This is a genomic window from Actinomyces succiniciruminis, from assembly GCF_900002405.1.
Lineage (GTDB): Bacteria > Actinomycetota > Actinomycetes > Actinomycetales > Actinomycetaceae > Actinomyces > Actinomyces succiniciruminis.
Genome location: NZ_LK995500.1, coordinates 41,373 through 59,787 on the forward strand (window position 1 = coordinate 41,373; position 18,415 = coordinate 59,787).

13 protein-coding genes are annotated in these 18,415 nt (G+C 70.4%); 6 read left to right on the forward strand and 7 right to left on the reverse strand.

Annotated features, from left to right (window positions below):
- Positions 1 to 67: 67 nt before the first annotated feature.
- From BN1056_RS07605 to BN1056_RS07620, 4 genes are all read right to left on the reverse strand, one after another.
- Entirely contained in the window at positions 68 to 658 is a 591-nt protein-coding gene (locus BN1056_RS07605; protein WP_210580159.1) for a dihydrofolate reductase, read from the reverse strand.
- A complete protein-coding gene (locus BN1056_RS07610) occupies positions 655 to 1,551 on the reverse strand; it encodes a thymidylate synthase (RefSeq protein WP_210580160.1) in 897 nt (298 codons plus the stop codon). The genes BN1056_RS07605 and BN1056_RS07610 overlap by 4 nt, the downstream gene beginning before the upstream one ends.
- 106 nt (positions 1,552 to 1,657) lie before the next feature.
- A complete protein-coding gene (locus tag BN1056_RS07615; protein ID WP_210580161.1) occupies positions 1,658 to 2,104 on the reverse strand; it encodes an OsmC family protein in 447 nt (148 codons plus the stop codon).
- A gap of 121 nt (positions 2,105 to 2,225) precedes the next feature.
- Positions 2,226 to 2,723 (reverse strand): DUF2505 domain-containing protein, encoded by a 498-nt coding sequence (locus BN1056_RS07620; RefSeq protein ID WP_210580162.1) that lies wholly within the window; start codon positions 2,721 to 2,723, stop codon positions 2,226 to 2,228.
- Between the two features lie 117 nt (positions 2,724 to 2,840).
- On the opposite strand from BN1056_RS07620, the gene BN1056_RS07625 reads away from it, so the two are divergent.
- Positions 2,841 to 4,301: a sensor histidine kinase gene (locus tag BN1056_RS07625; RefSeq protein WP_210580163.1), complete on the forward strand. Its 1,461-nt coding sequence runs from the start codon at positions 2,841 to 2,843 to the stop codon at positions 4,299 to 4,301.
- Between the two features lie 77 nt (positions 4,302 to 4,378).
- Here the strand turns inward: BN1056_RS07625 and BN1056_RS07630 are convergent, their stop codons facing one another.
- Together BN1056_RS07630 and BN1056_RS07635 are read right to left on the reverse strand one after the other, a co-directional pair.
- On the reverse strand, positions 4,379 to 4,627 hold the full coding sequence (locus BN1056_RS07630; RefSeq protein WP_067939003.1) for a WhiB family transcriptional regulator: 249 nt from the start codon (positions 4,625 to 4,627) through the stop codon (positions 4,379 to 4,381).
- A 236-nt stretch (positions 4,628 to 4,863) separates the two neighbouring features.
- Positions 4,864 to 8,133 (reverse strand): FtsK/SpoIIIE domain-containing protein, encoded by a 3,270-nt coding sequence (locus tag BN1056_RS07635; RefSeq protein ID WP_210580164.1) that lies wholly within the window; start codon positions 8,131 to 8,133, stop codon positions 4,864 to 4,866.
- Positions 8,134 to 8,293: 160 nt separating this feature from the next.
- On the opposite strand from BN1056_RS07635, the gene ligA reads away from it, so the two are divergent.
- Positions 8,294 to 10,711 carry an NAD-dependent DNA ligase LigA gene (gene ligA, locus BN1056_RS07640; protein WP_210580166.1) on the forward strand — a complete coding sequence of 806 codons (2,418 nt, stop codon included), beginning with the start codon at positions 8,294 to 8,296 and terminating at the stop codon, positions 10,709 to 10,711.
- Between the two features lie 87 nt (positions 10,712 to 10,798).
- On the opposite strand, the gene BN1056_RS07645 is transcribed toward ligA, so the two are convergent.
- Positions 10,799 to 12,655, reverse strand: coding sequence for a L,D-transpeptidase (locus BN1056_RS07645; protein ID WP_210580168.1), 1,857 nt, complete (start codon positions 12,653 to 12,655; stop codon positions 10,799 to 10,801).
- 358 nt (positions 12,656 to 13,013) lie between these two features.
- Between BN1056_RS07645 and gatC the strand changes: the two genes are divergently transcribed.
- From gatC to BN1056_RS07665, 4 genes are all read left to right on the forward strand, one after another.
- Complete coding sequence (gene gatC, locus BN1056_RS07650; protein WP_210580170.1) at positions 13,014 to 13,319, forward strand: Asp-tRNA(Asn)/Glu-tRNA(Gln) amidotransferase subunit GatC; 306 nt, start codon at positions 13,014 to 13,016, stop codon at positions 13,317 to 13,319.
- Between the two features lie 5 nt (positions 13,320 to 13,324).
- A complete protein-coding gene (gene gatA, locus BN1056_RS07655) occupies positions 13,325 to 14,869 on the forward strand; it encodes an Asp-tRNA(Asn)/Glu-tRNA(Gln) amidotransferase subunit GatA (protein WP_210580181.1) in 1,545 nt (514 codons plus the stop codon).
- A 1-nt stretch (position 14,870) separates the two neighbouring features.
- Positions 14,871 to 16,367, forward strand: a complete 1,497-nt coding sequence (gatB, locus tag BN1056_RS07660; protein WP_210580172.1) for an Asp-tRNA(Asn)/Glu-tRNA(Gln) amidotransferase subunit GatB — start codon at positions 14,871 to 14,873, stop codon at positions 16,365 to 16,367.
- Positions 16,368 to 16,575: 208 nt separating this feature from the next.
- Positions 16,576 to 17,961 carry an NAD-dependent malic enzyme gene (locus BN1056_RS07665; RefSeq protein ID WP_073328150.1) on the forward strand — a complete coding sequence of 462 codons (1,386 nt, stop codon included), beginning with the start codon at positions 16,576 to 16,578 and terminating at the stop codon, positions 17,959 to 17,961.
- Positions 17,962 to 18,415: the final 454 nt, after the last annotated feature.

Consider the following 18,415-nt stretch of genomic DNA (forward strand, 5'->3'; position numbering starts at 1 on the left):
CTAGCCCGGTGGCCGGGTATGCAATGGGGTGCGTACCACCGTAGAACGGTACGCACCCCATCCGCCGTCATATGTGCCGCCACTGGTCCACGCGCCATGCGGCGTCACCGGAGACGGGACGCCAGGAACCAGGGGGGTCGGAGCGGTCGGGATCACGGAGCCACTCGCCGCCGAGCACCGGCGCCCTGGTCACCGCCTCCGCCGTGAGCCCGAGTGCGTCGGCTCGGGCGGCGGCGTTGACATCAATGGTTGAGATGACCAGGCGATCAACGAACCCCGCGTCGAGCGCCTGCGCGTACACGCTGCCGCCGCCGATTACCCACACCCGTGGCAGGGCGCGGTAGATGCCCTCGCGGGGATCCTCGCCGAGCGCATCGACGGCGTCGTGCGCCGCCGCCAACCCGGCACGCAGGTCGCGGGCAACTACCGCGTCCTGCGCGGCCCAGTCCGGTCTACGGGTGAGCACGATGCTCGTGCGCCCGGCCAGTGCACCCCCGATCGACTCCCAGGTGGTGCGGCCCATGACCACGGCACCGCCCAGGGTGGCCGCCCGAAAGTGGCGGAAGTCAGCGGGCACACGCCACAGCATGCCGCCGTCGGCGCCGATGACGCCGTAGCGATCCTGCGCCCAGATCGCCCCGACGGCACCGCCGCTCACACCGCCACCGGTGCCTTGATCGTCGGATGGTGCTGGTAGCCGGCGGAGGCGTCGATGTCATCCATGGTGTAGGCATCGATCGAGTCGGCCCGCTTCAGCCGCAGCCGCGGGAACGGGTAGGCCTGCGGGACCCGGGAGAGCTGCTCGCGGACCTGGGAGACGTGGTTGTTGTATATGTGGCAGTCCCCGCCGGTCCACACCAGTTCCCCGACCTCCAGTTCCGCCTGCTGGGCCAGCATGTGGGTCAGCAGCGCGTAGGAGGCGAGGTTGAAGGGCACACCCAGGAACAGGTCCGCCGAACGCTGGTAAACCTGCAGCGACAGGCGCCCGTCGGCCACATAGCACTGGAAGAAGGCGTGGCACGGGGCCAGGGCCATGCGATCCAGCTCGCCCACGTTCCAGGCGGATACGAGCATGCGGCGGGAGTCGGGGTCGCGGCGCAGGGTCTCGATCACCCCGGTGATCTGGTCGATCGCCCCACCGTCCCGGGCCGGCCAGCTGCGCCACTGGGCGCCGTAGATGGGGCCGAGTTCGCCGTCTGCGCCGGCCCACTCGTCCCAGATGGTGATGCCGCGCTCCTGCAGCCAGCGGGCGTTCATGTCGCCGCGCAGGAACCACAACAACTCGCCCTTGACGGCCTTCATGGCCACGAACTTGGTGGTGATGCGTGGGAAGCCTGCCGTCAGGTCGTAGCGCAGTTGCCGGGCGAACACCGAGCGGGTGCCCGTGCCGGTGCGATCGCCCTTGGAAATGCCGTCGAGCAGAACCTCGGCCAGCAGGTCCTCGTAGGCCACGTCCACGTCGGCAGGGGCCTCCAGGCCCAGCCGCGCCAGGTGCGGATAACGCCTGGTCTCGCCGTGGGAGTGCACGTCCTGCTTACCGCTTTCACTCATGTGCGAACCTCCATCTCAACGCCGCGCCGGCCTTCGCTGGGGGCACTCTATCGGCTCCCGTCGCGACCGTGCCGCACGCGGGCCGACGCGGCGCAGGACCGACCGGCTATGCGTCGGGGTCGTCGAGCAGGTGCAGGCGCAGGCCGGCGCCGTGCTCCAGGGTGTGACCGACGGTGCAGCCGCGTTCGATCGCACGGTCGACCCGTTCGCCGAGCGTCTGGCGCTGCTCGGGGCTCAGCGAGGCGAAGTCGGCGACGATCTGCACGTCCAGATCGCTGTAGCGCTCCTCCTCCTCATGCTTAATGGAGGCGGCGATGACGTTGGCGTCGAATTCCTCACCGAGTGCCTTGGCCAGCCGGTGGTCGGCGGACAGCGCGTTGCAGGTCGCCAGGGCGAGCTTAAGGAGATCCCCCGGGGAGAACTCGCCCGGGCCCATGCCGACGCGCACCTCGGCGCCGCGGGCGTTGTGGCCCAGGTACTGGCGATTTCCGGTGCGTTCCGCCCACACCGAGTTAGACTCGGTGGGAGTGATGACGTCATTGAGGTCGTTCATGGGGGAGATGGTGTCATAGGGCCGGTGGGGCGACTAGCGCATGCGCGTTGGGCGGAACGGGAATATTCGGTAGTGCCCGCCGGGACGTCCCTTCAGGTCGGTTCCGGCACGGCGGCTCCGCTCAGGCTCTCAGCCAGGCGGCGCCCCGGCGCTCCTCGTCGGCCACAACCCGGTTCGCCTGTGCCAGCGCCTTCTCCTCCACGCTGCGCCCCACCAGGGGCACGGAGACCGAGAGTTCCAGGTCGACGACGACGCGGGTGGACGCCCCGCCGGCGTCGGGGCGCATGCTGGTGGTGGCACCGGCCCTTACCGGGGCCCCCTTGACCGCGAGGTCGAGGCTGCCGCTGCGTGAGCCGTCGTCGGCGGGTTCTCCCCAGGACTCGGTCAGGCCGAAGGAGACGGCGGAGCGGACGAAGCGGGCGGCTGCCGCCGGCAGGTGGCTGGGTGATACCGATCCGGAGATGGTCGCCACGAAGCCGCGACCGCGTGCGGCGACGTCGACGGAGGCGTCCTCCAGCTGGAATCGCTCGATGCGGCCACGCTGGTAGGCCGGATCGGCCAACATGGCGGCCACGCGATCCGGGCCGGCGGGGTAGGTGATCGTGACGCGCTGCTTCATGGTCCCGATCCTGCCATGCCTCAGCGGGTGGCGCCCGCGACGTGCCGGGCCCTGGTTGCGGAGGTGTCCCACGGCTCGGGAAGCCGAGCTCCCACCCGTACCCGGTAGCATCGGGGCGTGTCGAGTCTTCTGCCCTCCACGGTCCGCGGTGTCGTCAGCCTGCCCCCAGCCGACCTCGACTGGCTCCATCAACTCATGGCGGACTGGCAGGTGATCGCGGACCTGTCCGTATCCGACCTGGTTTTGTGGGTACACACCGACTCCGGCCGGTTCGTGGCTGCCGCGCATTCGCGTCCGGCTACCGGCGCCACCGTGCACCTGGAGGATGTGATCGGTCGACGCATGCCCGCCGCCCGCGAGGCCATGGCGCTGGAGGCACTGATGAGTGGGCAGATCGTGGTGGCGGCCGCCCCGGAGTGGACCGGCTCTTCGGCGGTGCGCGAGGAGTATGTCCCGGTTATTCACAACTCCCGTGCAATTGCCGTCGTCACCCGGGAGACCGCCGTCGGCGTGCTGCGCGGCGGACGCATCGTGGACAAGCCCCTGGAGGAGCTGGCCGACGCCCTGTGCCTGATGATCGCGCAGGGGACCTTCCCCATCAACGGCGCCGCCACGGCTGTGCGCCACGGCACCCCCCGTGTGGGCGACGGCGTGGTCAGCCTGGATGACGACGGCGTGGTCACCTACGCCTCACCCAATGCTCAGTCCTGCTTCCACCGGCTCGGCGTGGAGGGCGACATCGAGGGCAGTCAGCTCGCCGAGGCCGTCACCAGCATCATTCCCGAGCGCACTCCCGTGGATGAGACCATGGCGGTGGTGCTGATGGGGCGGCAGGCGTGGTTGACCGAGGTGGAGGTTGGTGGCGTATTCCTGTCAATGCGCTCGATTCCGCTGCGTCGTGACGGGGCACGGGCGGGCGCCCTGCTGTTGGTGCGCGACGTCTCGGAGATTCGGCGTCGGGAGCAGGTGCTGATGAACAAGGACGCCACCATCCGCGAGATTCACCACCGGGTCAAGAACAACCTGCAGACGGTTTCCGCGCTGCTGCGAATGCAGGCGCGCCGTGCCACCAATGAGGAGACGCGTTCCGCCCTGACGGAGGCGGAGCGACGCGTGGGCACGATCGCCACCGTGCATGCGGCGCTGAGTCAGAACGTGGATGAGCAGGTCAACTTCGACGAGGTGTTCTCCTCGGTGCTGCGTTCCGCCGCGGCCGTGGCCACCCCCACCGGGCAGGTGTCTACTCGCCTTGAGGGCAAGTTCGGGGTGATTGAGGCCGACGTGGCCCAGGCCTTGGCCACCGTGCTGGCCGAATTGGTGACCAATGCGGTCGAGCATGGGCTGGAGGACCGCGACGGCACCGTGACGGTGCGGGCGCAACGCGACGGCGAGCAGTTGACCGTGCATGTCATCGACGACGGGGTGGGCCTGGTCCCCGGCAAGGAAATGACCGGCCTGGGCACACGGATCGTGAACACCCTGGTGCGTGGTGAGCTACGCGGCTCTATCGACTGGCGTCCCGCCCCGGGCGGGCAGGGCACCGACGTGGTCCTGCACGCCCAGCTGGGCGAGGCCTGAACCCGGGACGACGGGGCGGACGGTGTGGTGGGAAAGGTACCGGTGGCGCACCGGGGTGCGGCGCGCCACCTGACGGCTCAGGAGGAGCGGCGGGCCCGGGCGGCGCGCCGCTTGAGCGAGCGCCGCTCGTCCTCACTCATGCCGCCCCACACGCCGGCGTCCTGGCCGTTCTCAAGCGCCCACTTCAGGCAGGTGTCGACCACGTCGCAGCGGGCGCACACCTCCTTCGCCTCCGCGATCTGCGCGATCGCGGGGCCGGTGTTGCCGACGGGGAAAAAGAGTTCCGGGTCAACCGTGAGACAAGCTGCCTGGCTCCGCCAGTCCATAGAGGGCTCCCTTCGGGGACGTGAATGCTGCTGCGGTGCGCGTGACGTGCCGTCCCGAGTTCGCCGAGGCGGGCGCTGGACCACCGCGTCCTGCCCCCAACTTTCACACGCCGACCGGGCCGGGGCAAGACCTCGCAGGTGAGACCTGTGCCGACGGCCTGTAGTGATAGTCACAGTCCCGTGCGTCGTTTCTGCAATGGTTACAGGAGCGAAACCTCGGCTCGACGCGCTCTACGTTAGCGGTCTGCCCCATACGCCGCCACCTGCAGCGGCGTGATGGCACCGCGCCACACCAGCACGCCCCTGCCCGGCACGGTCGCGCCGCGCGGATCAATCGCCCCACGCAACTGGCGCCCCGCCGCCTGCGCCGCCGGCCCCAGCCCCGGCCACAGCACGACGACGGCGCCCCGCTCGCGCAGCACGGCCAGCGGTCCCCGGTAGGTTCCCGCGGCCCGCTCCGTGGTTGCCGCCGCGATCACCCGACGCCCCCGTCCGAGCGCCTCCTCCACCCGTGCCTGCGTCGCCGCATTGCTGAGGTCCAGGTCGTCCACGACCAGCGGCTCCTCGGCGCCGAGCCGGCCCCGGATGCAGCCGGCCAGGGCAGCGACCGCACGGCTGCGCCCCGACCCCGGCGGGCCGACCACGAGCACACTGCCGTCCGGCAGCGGCACCGGGGCGGCCTCATCCCCGCCCACCGCCCACACGCCTGGCGCGGGGACAACCAGCCGGGGAATCTCCTCCAGTCGGCGCGGTCCCGCCCCGGGGCCGGGCCGCTCCTCCGCAGTCGGCAGCACCACCTGGCAGGCGATCGCGTCGCCGCCGTCGAGCAGCACTCCGCGCCCAGGCCCCGAGCCGGTGACGACGCCGCGCGGCAAGCCCGCCAGCGAGGCCTGTGCCGGCTGCACCGCCCCCAGCACGAGCCGGCGTCGCAGCGGCACGGCCCAGCGGGCATTGGCCACCGTCAACGGTGCGGCCACCAACACCCCGGTGCCGGTCGACGTTGCACCGCGCACCAGCGACTCCAGCAGTGCGTGTCCCTCACCCGGCCCGAGCGCCTCATCCACGGCCGCCAGCATCACGTCAACGTCGTCGATCGCCAGCAGGTCCCCGTGTAGGGAACCGGCGGCCGCCAGCGACCACAGGCGGGCGAGCCGGCGTGGATCCTGGCCGCCCACGACCGTGCCCACCCCGGCCCGGCCGACCAGAGCCGCAGCGGGGGAGCGGGGTTGTGCGCACACATGCACCGTCATCCCGCTTCCGAGCGCACCCAGGGCGGCGGTGTACACACCGGTCGAGCGGCCGCAGCCCGGCGCCCCCATGAGCAACAGGGGCTCGGAGGGCGACCACTCCCAGGTGCCCAGGCACTGGCTCTCCGGAAGATCCGTCAGCAGCAGCGTGCACCCGGCCTTGTCCGCCTCCGGCTGGGGGAGCGGTGGCGCACCCGCTGACGCGGGCGTGGCGCCGCGGGTGGCGAGGGCTTGCGCCTGCTGGCGGTCCACGTGCGCGGGCAGCGGCGGCGCCCAGGGACGCCAAGGGGCCGCCGCATCCGCGGCGGCCGCGATCTCACCGACCAGCGCCGCCAGATGCCGTTCCGTACCACACCAGGGAGCCTGCAGCACCGGCTCGGACTGTCCCTGAACCCCGGTTGCGACAATCACCCGCCCCGGATGCGCCGGCAGGCGTGCGGCTCCATCGTGCCCCAGGATGTCGCGCGAGTCGGCTGGATCGAGTACCCGCAGACACACTCGCAGATTCGTGTTGGCGCGAATGGTGGGCGAGACCGCGCCACTTGGACGCTGGGTGGCAAGGATCAGGTGGATTCCGAGGCTGCGCCCCTGGGCGGCCACCCGCACCAGTGCATCCAGCACCTCCGGATGCTCGGCCGCCATAGTGGCGAACTCGTCGACCACCAGCACCAGTCGCGCGGGGGCGTCGGCCGGGTCCAGGTAGGAGACGTCCTTGGCGCGGTGCTGGGCCAGCAGGCGCTCGCGGCGGCGCACCTCGGCCTCCAGGGAGGCCAGGGCCCGGCGCGTGCCCGCCGGATCCAGGTCGGTCAGGACCCCGGCGGTATGCGGCAGCTCGGCGAGCGGACCGAAGGCCGCGCCGCCCTTGTAGTCAACCAGAACCAGGCTCAGCGCCGAAGGCGGGCGGGCGGCGGCCAGCTGCAGCAGCCAGGAGATGAGCAGCTCGGACTTGCCGGACCCGGTGGTGCCGGCCAGTAGGGCGTGCGGCCCGTCCCGGACCAAGTCGACCGCCACCGGGCCGCCCGCACCCACCCCGAGCACCGCGGGCAGGCCGACGGGCACCGCCTGCCCCCAGCGGTGCCGCAGGAGACCGCGGTCGATCTCCGCGCATACCTCCTCCAGACGCACCGTGGGCGGCGGCCCGCCGTTTCCGGCGCCATCGGCTCCGTCGTGTACCGGCAGCCCGGCGACGGCGCGCAGCGTGGCCCACCATCGTCCGCCGGGGTCCGGCGCCCGCCCGCGCACCGGCAACACGCTGACCGCCCGGGCCGGTGCCCCGGCGCTGGCGGCCGTGACCGCCACCTGACTGCGACGTCCCTCGGGACCCCAGGACACGCGCACGCTGGCATCGCCGGCCTGCACCTGCCCGAGGCCACGGGCAAGCACCTGCGCGCCCCACCAACGCACGGCTCCGACCGCCCACGGCCCGGTCAGGGCAATCCGGTCGCCCGCCGCCACTCGCAGTACCGTGCGCCGACGCCGCCGTCCGGTCCACGCCCTGATCGCCTCCTCGTCGTCGGCCCTGCCGGCCATCTCCGGCTGGTTGCGGCCGCCCGCGTGCCGCACCGCCACGGCCAGCAGCATGCCGGCGGGATCGGGAGTGCGTGCCCGGGACCCGCGCCAACCGGCGGTCCCGGCCTGGCGACCGGCGCGTCCCCTCCCGAGCAGGGGCAGCAGTCGCAGCGCCGCCATCATGCCCATGGGGGCCACGGCCAGCGCCCCCATGGCGCCGCGGCTGCCGGTGCGCACCGCGACGACCGCCAGCACCCCCAGCAGCAGCACGGCCAGCGCCGAGCCGAGCGCCATCCACCGGTTCTGTGCCGGAGTTGGTGGCATTGGTGGGTGCAGGTCGGCGGGGCGACGCCGCAACTCCGCCACGGTGTCGCCCAGGCGCAGCCGGGTTCCCTCCCGGCAGGTGTGTGGGCGGCTCCCCAGCCTGCGCCAACACCAGCGGCGGCGCACTCGCGCACCGTTGGCAGAGCCGGCGTCCGACAGCAGCACGCCGCGTGGTGTTTGACGCACCCGCAAGTGGGAGCGGGAGACCGCCTGATCGGTGAGCACGCCGTCGCGCCCCACCGTGCCACGTTCGGGCAACGGGACCACCAGTCCCTCGTCACGGCCGGAGAGGACGGCCAGGTGCCAGGTGGAGGACAGCGCCGCATAGGCGGCCGCCGCGGCTACTTCCACCTCACCGGTCATCGCCGTGGGGCCGGATTCGGGAGCGGCGGAGGCCCGGGTGCCGGGGGAGGAGTCGGAGCGCATGCCATGAGCCTGCCTTCGCCACCGGTGGGCCGCCGGGGCCCTGTGGAGACGCCGCCGAGGGGGTGTCGCGAAGCGCGCCTGTGGACTTCGGCGCCGTACGCCCCGCCGGCACCCGCCCTGTCGGCAACCGCGGGGGAGGGCCTTGGGGGAAGATGACCCCATGAGCGAAGCCCGCCCCACGCCTCCAGCCGCGTCCGCCACCGCCCTGACCGGCGTGCCCGCCGCCATACGCACCCGCTGGAGCGAGCTCGTCCGTGACATTGAGCGCGCCCGCGACGCCTACTACGACGCCGTCGACGCCCAGAGCCCGTGGTCCGACGCCGAATACGATGCGCTGTACCGCGAGCTGGAGGCCTTGGAGACCGCCCACCCCGCGCTGCGGCTGCCCTCCTCACCGACTCAAACGGTGGGTGGACGTGCGGTTACGGACTTCACCCCCGCCCCGCACCATGAGCGCATGTACTCCCTGCAGGACGTGTTCAACCTGGACGAAGTGGAGCAGTGGGCGCAGCGCATGGCCTCCGAAACCGGGGTGCCCGACGCCGAATTGCCCATGACCGCCGAGGTCAAGATCGACGGCCTGGCGGTCGCCCTGACCTACGAGCACGGGGTGCTCACCCGTGCCGCCACCCGCGGCGACGGCGTGGTGGGGGAGGACGTCACCGGCAACGTCCGCACCATTGACTCCATCCCGCTGGTGCTCGCCGGCGACTCGCACCCCGACCTGTTGGAGGTGCGCGGCGAGGTGTACTTCCCGGTCGAGGCCTTCCACGAGTTCAACGAGCGGCGCCGTACCGAGAACCTGCAACGGGAGGCGGACGGCCGCCCCCGCCTGCAGGTGTTCGCCAACCCCCGCAACGCGGCTGCCGGCTCCCTGCGGCAGAAGAACCCGGCGGTGACCGCCGCGCGTCCGCTGTCCATGATCGCCCACGGCGTCGGCGCCATCATCCCGGCCTCCGGGGAGCAACTGCCCACCTCCCAACATGCCTGGTACGAGCTGCTCTCCGCCTGGGGCCTGCCGGTCTCTCCCTATAACGAGGTGGTGCGGGGCCGCGCCCAACGGGAGGCCTATATCGCCCGCTACGCCGACCACCGCCACGACCTGCTGCACGAGATCGACGGCATCGTGTTCAAACTCGACTCCCGTCCGCTGCAGTCCGAGCTGGGGTACACCTCGCGCGTACCCCGGTGGGCCACCGCCTACAAGTACCCGCCCGAGGAGGTACACACCCGTCTGCTGGACATCGACGTCCAGGTCGGTCGCACCGGCCGGGTGACCCCCTTCGGGATCATGGAGCCCGTGCTGGTGGCCGGTTCGCGCGTCTCCCGCGCCACCCTCCACAATGCCGCCGAGGTCGCCCGCAAGGGCGTCAAGATCGGCGACTTGGTGGTGCTGCGCAAGGCCGGCGACGTGATCCCGGAGATCGTGGGACCCGTGCTCGAGCGGCGCGACGGCAGCGAGCGGGACTTCGTCATGCCGCAGCATTGCCCCTCCTGCGGGACGGCGCTGGCGCCGGCCAAGGAGGGCGACGTCGACCTGCGCTGCCCCAACACTCGCTCCTGCCCGGCGCAACTGACCGAGCGCATCGCCCACATCGGCTCCCGCGGCGCCCTGGACGTGGAGGGGCTGGGGGACGAGGCCGCCTCCGCCCTGACCCAGCCCGATGCCGGACGCGTCGAGGCACTCGCCGCCGTGGCTGCCGGCCGCGTGCTGGAAACCGAGCGGGGGCGCCTGCGCCTGCCGGCCGAAGAATTGCAGGCGCTGCACCCCGCGGAGCGGATCGGGGCCGCCGAGGCCCTGCTCACCGACGGGGGCGCGCCCGCCCAGCGGCCGGTCCTGACCGGCGAGGCCGCCCTGTTCGAACTGACGGTCGACGATCTGCGCGACGTGTTCGTCTACCGTCCCATTACGCGTGGCGGCGTCCCCACCGGCGACTGGCGGCGGTTGCGCTTCTTCTGGTCGAAGCAGCTCTACGCCAAGGACGGCGCGGTCAAGCGTCCCGCCGCCGCCGGCAAGAACGCCACCGCAATGCTGAAGCAGCTTCAGGCTGCCAAGCAGCAACCACTGTGGCGGGTACTGGTGGCGTTGTCGGTGCGGCACGTGGGTCCGACGGCGGCCCGGGCGCTGGCCGGGCGCTTCGGCTCCATGGACGCGTTGCGGGCGGCGAGCCTGGAGGAATTGGCGCAGGTCGACGGCGTGGGACCGACCATCGCCGCCGCCTGGCAGGACTGGCTGGGCGCCGATTGGCACGAGCAGATCCTGACGCGCTGGGCGGCAGCGGGGGTGCGCATGGCGGACGACGCCGAGCCGGCCGGGCAGACGCCCCAGACGCTGGCGGGCCTGACCGTCGTCGTCACCGGCACCCTGCAGCACTTCACCCGCGACGGCGCCAAGGAGGCGATTGTGGCCCGTGGCGGCAAGGCCTCCGGGAGCGTGTCTAAGCGGACGAATTACGTCGTCGTTGGCGAGAACGCCGGTTCTAAGGAGACCAAGGCCCGGGAGCTGGGGCTGCCGCTGCTGGACGAGGCCGGGTTCGAGACGCTGCTGGCTGGTGGCCCGGACGCGCTAGAAGCCTGAGACGTGACTAGGCCCGCCCACCGCTTCAAGCGGTGGGCGGGCCTAGTCTGGGCCGTTCGGGCAGCCGCGATGGGGTGCGGCGAAGGCTCAGTAGTGAGAGACGACGGTGGTGCCGATTTCCGCCCAGTCGTAGATCCACTTGGCCTCGGCCACGGGCATGTTCAGGCAGCCGTGTGAGGCGGAGAAGCCCCAACTCGACCACCACGGGGCGCCGTGCAGTGCGTAGCCCGCGTAGAAGTAGGAGATCCACGGCACGTTCTCCGTCTCGTAGTCGGTGCCGTCCGCGTTCTGCCCGCGCATGGTCTGGGTCTCGTACTGCAGGTAGACGTGGTAGGTGCCGGTTACGGTGGGGGTGGCGGCGGCGCCGTCGACGATGGTTACCGGGCCGCGCACCACGGTCGCACCCTCGTAGGAGGTGACCGTCTTGGCCGACAGGTTGATGTCGATCCACTTCTCACCCTCGGCCGCCTGGTAGACCAGGTTCTCGGCGCCGTCGGCGATCTCGCGTTCCTCCCACTGCTCCTCGCCGGTGGTCATTTCGAAGGCGCCGGCGTAGGCCTCGCCGCTGGAGAGCGAGTCGGTGATGGCCGTGGTAATGGTCTCGGCGTTGTTAACCGTCTGGCCGGCAACGGCCTCGACGCTAGTGGCCACGACCTGACCGGAGGAGTTGACGTTGCGCTGTCCGACAACCGGCTCGACGTTGGCGGCGGCCGCCTGGGTGCTCACCCACTCGGCCACCTGGTCGCTGTCAATGGACAGGGTGGGGGCGGCATCGAGATTCTCGGTGACCTCCACCCAGGACGCCTTGGTCGCGGCGTCAGCGGTGTAGGACGCGGTTCCGTCCGCGTTGGTGATGGTGACGTCTTGGGAAATCCACTGGTTGGCCGTGTCCGCCACGGCCTGAGCATCCGCATCCGAGACGGCGGGAAGCGTGTTGACGTACGTCAACTCCACCGAGGTGGGGCTCAGCGAGGACGCGGCCTGTGCCGCGGCCGCGGCCAGATCGGCGGAGTCGACGCTCACGCCCTCACTGGAGGCACTCACCTCGAAGGCGGCGATGTCGGTGTTGAGCACCACCGAGGCGTTTTGCGCCTTCGCCTGGTCCTCGGGCACGAGGCCGCTGGCGTATTCCTCCAACACGGCGTCATCACTGGTGGTGACGACTTCGATGTCGGAGCCGCCCAGCAGTGCCTTGAAGCGGTCGACAACGTCGGCGCCGCGGCTCATGACAGCGTCCGCGGTTGCCTCGGCGTCAACGGTTGTGCCCAGGTCTGTCAGGGAGGCGGTCGCCTCCACATCACCGGTGACGCTGACGGTGGCGGCCTGCACCCGGGCGTTGATCGCATCGACAATCTCGTTCCGAGTCATGCCGGCCACATCGGTGCCCGCAACCGTGGTTCCGGGCACGGCGACGTCGGCGTAGTGCGCGGCATAGGCGTAGCCGCCCACGCCGACCAGGAGCAGTACAGCGGCCAGGGATGCCAGCGCCCAGCGGCGCCGACGGTGGGGCCGCTTTTCACTTTCCGAAGCGTCCGGGGGCAGGGGAGCACTTTCGGCGGGAGCCGGTGATGCCTGCCCGTCCTCCGGGGTCGACGCCGTTTCGGTAGGTGCTACCTCTGAGGCCTCCGCGGCGTCGGGAGCTGCATCCGGCTCGGCCGGAGTGATTGCGCTCGGGGAAACGGGCGCCGCTGTGTCCACCACCGGTTCCACCGGGGCGGTCTGCTGCGTCTGCGCGTTGGCTTCGGCGTCGGCGGGGGTGTGCGCCGTCGGCGCGGCACTCGCTGCGGCAAGGATCGAGGCCCGTGCCACCGCGGGGGTCTCACCATACGGGCTCTTCAAGACGGTGTCCGGGGCAGCATCGGTGTCAGCGGGTCGGTCGGACAGTGCCGACGACTCGTCGATCTCCTCCGGGGCCGGCCCGGTGGGGAGCTTGTCGCTGTGCATAGGATCCTTATTCGCTGGCGGCCCGGCGAAGGCGGGGTCGTCCTGTTCTGGGTATCCGCACTAACCGCGGAACCTCTGCCGCCAATAACACCGGCACCCGCTGGGAATGTCAATGTTGTCCGCCACGGTGCGCCTGTGACTTCTTGCATGAGGTGCGTGTATGCGCCGCACCATGCCCGTCATTTCGGTATGCGTCGCACCACTATGTAATGTTATTGTGATGAAAGCGCAATTGCTGTGCAAAGGTTGCGGGTGGCATATCTCCGGACGAAGAGTCGATGCCGTGTGTGGGAACGCAGGGGGTGGGCGAGCGGGCGCCGACTCGGCAGGGGGCCTCCAAGTGGATACACTCGGGCCCATGTCTGCTATCTCCAAGGATGAGGTCATTCGCGTCGCGGCGCTTGCGCGCGTGGCCCTGAGTGACGAGGAGGTGACGCGGCTGGCCGGTGAACTGGATGCGGTCGCATCCGCCTTCGCTCGGGTCAACAGCGTGGTCACCCCCGAACTGCCGGCCACCTCGCACCCGGTACCGCTTACCAACGTGATGCGCGAGGACACGCCCGGCCCAACGCTCAACATCGAAGAACTGCTCGCCGGCGCCCCCGCCGCGGAGGACTCCGCGTTCATGGTGCCCCGCATCCTGGGAGAGGACTCCGCCTCGTGAACCCGCTGAACTCCGATACCACAACCGCCGCCGCCCTGGTGCGGGCGAGCGCCGCGCAGCAGGCCGCCGCCCTGGCCGCCGGCGAGGTCTCCTCCCGCGAGCTGACTAGCGCCCACCTGGACCGCATCGCCGCCGTTGACGGCGCCGTGGGCGCCTTCCTCGACGTCGACGCCGAAAAGGCCCTGGCCGACGCCGATGCTGCCGACGCCGCCCGCCGGCAGGCCGACGCCACCGGCGAGCGGGTGGCCGAGCTGACCGGCGTGCCGACGGCGGTCAAGGATCTGATCGTCACCCATGGCCAGGTGACCACCGCCGCCTCCCGGATTCTGGAGGGTTGGGTGCCGCCGTACGACGCCACCCTGGTGAAGAACCTGCGCGCCGCGCACCTGCCGATCCTGGGCAAGACCAACCTCGACGAGTTCGCCATGGGTGGCTCCACCGAGCACTCCGCCTTCGGCCGTACCGCCAATCCCTGGGACCTCGAGCGCATCCCCGGCGGCTCCTCCGGCGGCTCGGCCGCCGCGGTCGGAGCCTTCGAGGCGCCCGTCGCGGTGGGCACCGACACCGGCGGTTCCATCCGCCAGCCCGCCGCCGTAACCGGCACCGTCGGCGTGAAGCCCACATATGGCACGGTCTCCCGCTTCGGCGTGATCGCCATGGCCTCCTCCCTGGACACCCCCGGCCCCATGGCGCGAACGGTGCTGGACACCGCGCTCCTGCACGACGTCATTGCCTCCTACGACCCGCTCGACTCCACGTCGTTACCGGACGCGCCCCGCGGTATGGCCGAGGTGGTGCGTGCCGCCCAGGCCGGAGCCGATCTGAGCGGACTGCGCGTCGGTGTGATCGCCGAACTCGATGGTGGCGAGGGCTACCAGAGCGGCGTCGTCGACTCCTTCCATGCCGCCCTGGAACTGCTTCAGGAGGCGGGTGCCGCGGTGGAAACCGTTTCCCTGCCCCACCTGGAGTACGCGCTGGACGCCTATTACCTGATCATGCCCGCCGAGGCCTCCTCCAACCTGGCCCGCTACGACGGCATGCGCTACGGCCTGCGCGTCGAACCCGCGGAGGGCCCGGTGACGGCCGAGACGGTCATGTCCGCCACCCGTGGCGCCGGATTCGGCGACGAGGTCAAGCGGCGCATCATCCTGGGCACGCACGTGCTGTCGGCCGGGTACTACGACGCCTACTACGGCTCCGCCCAGAAGGTGCGCACCCTGGTGCAGCGCGACTTCGCCGCCGCATGGCAGCAGGCGGATGTGCTGGTCTCCCCGACCGCACCGGTTACGGCCTACCGCTTCGGGGAGAAGGACGACCCGCTGGCCATGTACAAGCTCGACGTGACCACCATCCCCGCCAACCTGGCCGGCGTCCCGGCCATGAGCCTGCCCTCGGGCCTGAGTGACGGCCTGCCCGTCGGCTTCCAGATCCTGGCGCCGCAGCGCGCCGACGACCGCCTGTATCGGGTGGGCGCGGTGCTTGAGCAGATGTTGGAGAACAAGTGGGGTGGTCACCTGCTTGCCCAGGCCCCCGAGCTGGAGGTGAAGTGACATGAGCGAGAAGCTGATGGACTACGACGAGGCCGTGCGCCGCTACGACCCGGTCATCGGGCTGGAGGTGCACGTCGAACTGGGCACCGCCACCAAGATGTTCGACGCCGCCCCCAACGTGTTCGGGGCCCAGCCGAACACCATGGTGACGCCCACCAGTGTGGGCCTGCCCGGTTCCCTGCCGGTCGTAAACGGCAAGGGCGTGGAGTACGCCATCCGAATCGGGCTGGCCCTGGGCTGTCAGATCGCCGAGACCTGCCGCTTCGCCCGGAAGAACTACTTCTACCCGGACCTGTGCAAGGACTTCCAGACCTCCCAGTCGGATGAGCCGATCGCCTACGACGGCGCCCTCCCGGTGGAACTCGAGGACGGCACGGTCTTCACCGTGCCGATCGAGCGCGCTCACATGGAGGAGGACGCCGGCAAGAACGTGCACGTAGGCGGCACCGACGGGCGTATCGAGGGCGCCGACTACTCCCTGGTCGACTACAACCGGGCCGGCGTGCCGCTGGTGGAGATCGTGACGCGACCCATTGAGGGCGCCGGCGCCAGGGCGCCCGAGGTCGCCGCCACCTACGTGCGCACCCTGCGTGACATCTTCCGGGCGCTGGGCGTGTCCGAGGCGCGCATGGAGCGCGGCAATGTGCGCGCCGACGTCAACGTCTCCCTGCGCGAGCGCCCCGACGCCCCCATGGGCACTCGCACCGAGACCAAGAACGTCAACACCTTCCGCGGCATCGACGCCGTCGTCCGCTATGAGATCAGCCGCCAGGCGGCCATTCTGGCCGACGGCGGCACGGTCCAGCAGGAGACCCGGCACGGCCAGGCGGACGGCACCACCCGTGCCGGCCGTATCAAGTCCGACGCCGACGACTACCGCTACTTCCCGGAGCCGGACTTGGTGCCGCTCGCCCCTAGCCGCGAGTGGGTCGAACAGATCCGTGCCAGCCTGCCCGAGATGCCGGCCGCCAAGCGGCGCCGGCTGAAGGCGGAGTGGAACTTGGCCGACGACGAGATGCGTGACGTCGTCAATGCAGGCGCGCTAGAACTCATCGAGGCGACCGTGCTGGCCGGCGCGACCGGTCAGGCGGCACGCAAGTGGTGGATGGGGGAGTTGTCCCGCGCCGCCAAGGAACGGGAGGTCGCCTTGGAGGACCTGCCCATAACCCCCGCGCAGGTCGCTGAGTTGCAAGCACTGGTTGACTCCGGCCGCCTCACCGACAAGCTCGCCCGGCAGGTGCTGGAGGGCGTGTTGGCCGGCGAGGGCGATCCCGAAGCGGTTGTGGAAGGCCGCGGGCTCGAAGTCGTCTCCGACGAGGGCGCACTGCTGGCCGCCGTCGACGAGGCTCTGGCAGCAAATCCGGATGTCGCCGAGAAGATCCGCGGCGGCAAGGTCAAGGCGGCAGGAGCCATCGTCGGCGCAGTCATGAAGGCCACCAAGGGCCAGGCCGACGCGCGCCGGGTGCGCGAGTTGGTGATGGAGCGCGTGGGCGTCTGACCGCCCGACCACGCCGTCGGTGACCGACAACTCGCGTGGTTGACGCGGGCCATGCGGATCTGGCTGTCTCTCCGCTGTGAGCCGAGAGACAGCCGGAACTGTTTCGCGCAGTATGGGGATAAGCTCACTCCGTATACACAGTCATCTGGCCGAGACCTGCGACCGTCGTTGGTCTGTCTGACTTACCCCACAACGGAGGATCCAACCCATGGCACAGCCGAGTCCCAGCTACACCGTTGCCCTGCACCTGGAGGTGCCGGCCTCGCAGAAGGCCGTCACTACGCTAGTCGACACGGCTTCGGCAACGGGAGCCATCGTCAACGGCGTAGACGTTGCGGACACCGACGGCGACACTCTGATCGTGGACCTGACCGCCGACACCCGCGACTCCAAGCACCGCGGTGAACTGGTAGAGGCTCTCAAGCAGCTCGACGGCGTAATCGTTCACAATGTCGGCGACTCCACCTTCCTCGCCCACGTGGGTGGCAAGGTAGAGGTCACGCCGCGCACCCCCATCCACAACCGGCGCGATCTCGCCCGCGTGTACACCCCCGGTGTCGCCCGTGTATGCAAGGCCATTCACGACCACCCCGAGCGCGCCCGTCAGCTGACCATCAAGAAGAACACGGTGGCGGTCGTCACCGACGGGACCGCCGTACTCGGCCTGGGGGACATCGGGCCGGAGGCCGCCATGCCGGTGATGGAGGGCAAGGCGGTGCTGTTCAAGCAGTTCGGCGACGTCGACGCCTGGCCAGTGGCACTGGACACCAAGGATCCCGAGGAAATCATCAAGATCGTCAAGGCGATCGCCCCCGCCTACGGCGGCATCAATCTTGAGGACATCGCCGCGCCCAAGTGTTTCGACATCGAGGCGCGCCTGCGCGAGGAACTCGACATTCCCGTTTTCCACGATGACCAGCACGGCACCGCCATCGTCACTCTGGCGGCACTGATCAACGCGCTGAAGGTCGTTGGCAAGAAGATCGAGGACGTGCGCATCGTGCTCTCCGGCGTCGGTGCGGCGGGCTCCGCCATCGCCAAGCTGCTCATGGCGCATGGCGCTACGGACATCGTCGGCTACGGCCGCTCGGGCGCACTCAACAGCGAGCACACCGAGGGCATGAACGAGCACCGCAAGTGGCTGGCGGAGAACACCAACCCGCGGCACGTCTCCGGTACCCTCAAGGAGGGCCTGAAGGGGGCCGACGTATTCATCGGTGTGTCGAGTGGAAACTTGCTCGAGCCCAAGGACCTGGCGGTCATGAACGAGAATGCGATCGTCTTCGCCATGGCCAACCCCACCCCGGAGGTCGACCCCGTGGGTGCGGCCGACTACGCCGCCGTGGTCGCCACCGGGCGCAGCGACTTCCCGAACCAGATCAACAACGTGCTGGCCTTCCCCGGCCTGTTCCGGGGGCTGCTTGACACCGGCATCACCGAGATCTCCGTGGAGCTGCTGCGCGCTGCTGCCACGGGCATCGCCGGTGTCATTGCCGATGAGGAACTGAGCCCCGTGTACATCATTCCCGGTGCCTTCGACAAGCGTGTTGCGGCGGCGGTTGCCAAGGCGGTGCGCAAGTTCGCCACCGTCTGACGCACGGGAACCCGTAACGCGGGCGCCGTGACAACTGGATCGGCGGATGACTCCGGCGGCTCGGCCGGCGACCGCAGGGAAGCGTGGGCTGTTGGCTCGACCTCGACATCGGGGGAGCCAGCAGCCCACCGCTGCATCTGCCGCGCGCGATGGACCGGCGTCGCACCGCGTGGTCCAGTTCATAGCGGCGGGATTTGACGTCGCCCCGCGCCGTGGCGATAAAGTACAGCCCGCTGCGTCGGACGCGGTTCCCGAACCGGGAACGGGCCGCGCGGCCACGCATCCGCGAGGAACCGGCTGTGATCGGGGAGATGCTCCCCGGCCTTGACGCCGATCAAGTTTCCTCATAAGATAGCGGATGCTGCTCGCCGGAGTGAAGGGCCGATCGGAAGACGGTTCGGAGCTTCGACTGGGTGTGTTGTTTGGGATCTCGATAGTGTGTCGTGTTTGTTTG

Coding starts and splice junctions, on each gene's coding strand:
- BN1056_RS07610 (WP_210580160.1), bottom strand. CDS start 1,551: ATGAGTGAAAGCGGTAAGCAGGACGTGCACTCCCACGGCGAGACCAGG.
- BN1056_RS07615 (WP_210580161.1), bottom strand. CDS start 2,104: ATGAACGACCTCAATGACGTCATCACTCCCACCGAGTCTAACTCGGTG.
- BN1056_RS07620 (WP_210580162.1), bottom strand. CDS start 2,723: ATGAAGCAGCGCGTCACGATCACCTACCCCGCCGGCCCGGATCGCGTG.
- BN1056_RS07630 (WP_067939003.1), bottom strand. CDS start 4,627: ATGGACTGGCGGAGCCAGGCAGCTTGTCTCACGGTTGACCCGGAACTC.
- BN1056_RS07635 (WP_210580164.1), bottom strand. CDS start 8,133: ATGCGCTCCGACTCCTCCCCCGGCACCCGGGCCTCCGCCGCTCCCGAA.
- ligA (WP_210580166.1), top strand. CDS start 8,294: ATGAGCGAAGCCCGCCCCACGCCTCCAGCCGCGTCCGCCACCGCCCTG.
- BN1056_RS07645 (WP_210580168.1), bottom strand. CDS start 12,655: ATGCACAGCGACAAGCTCCCCACCGGGCCGGCCCCGGAGGAGATCGAC.
- gatC (WP_210580170.1), top strand. CDS start 13,014: ATGTCTGCTATCTCCAAGGATGAGGTCATTCGCGTCGCGGCGCTTGCG.
- gatB (WP_210580172.1), top strand. CDS start 14,871: ATGAGCGAGAAGCTGATGGACTACGACGAGGCCGTGCGCCGCTACGAC.
- BN1056_RS07665 (WP_073328150.1), top strand. CDS start 16,576: ATGGCACAGCCGAGTCCCAGCTACACCGTTGCCCTGCACCTGGAGGTG.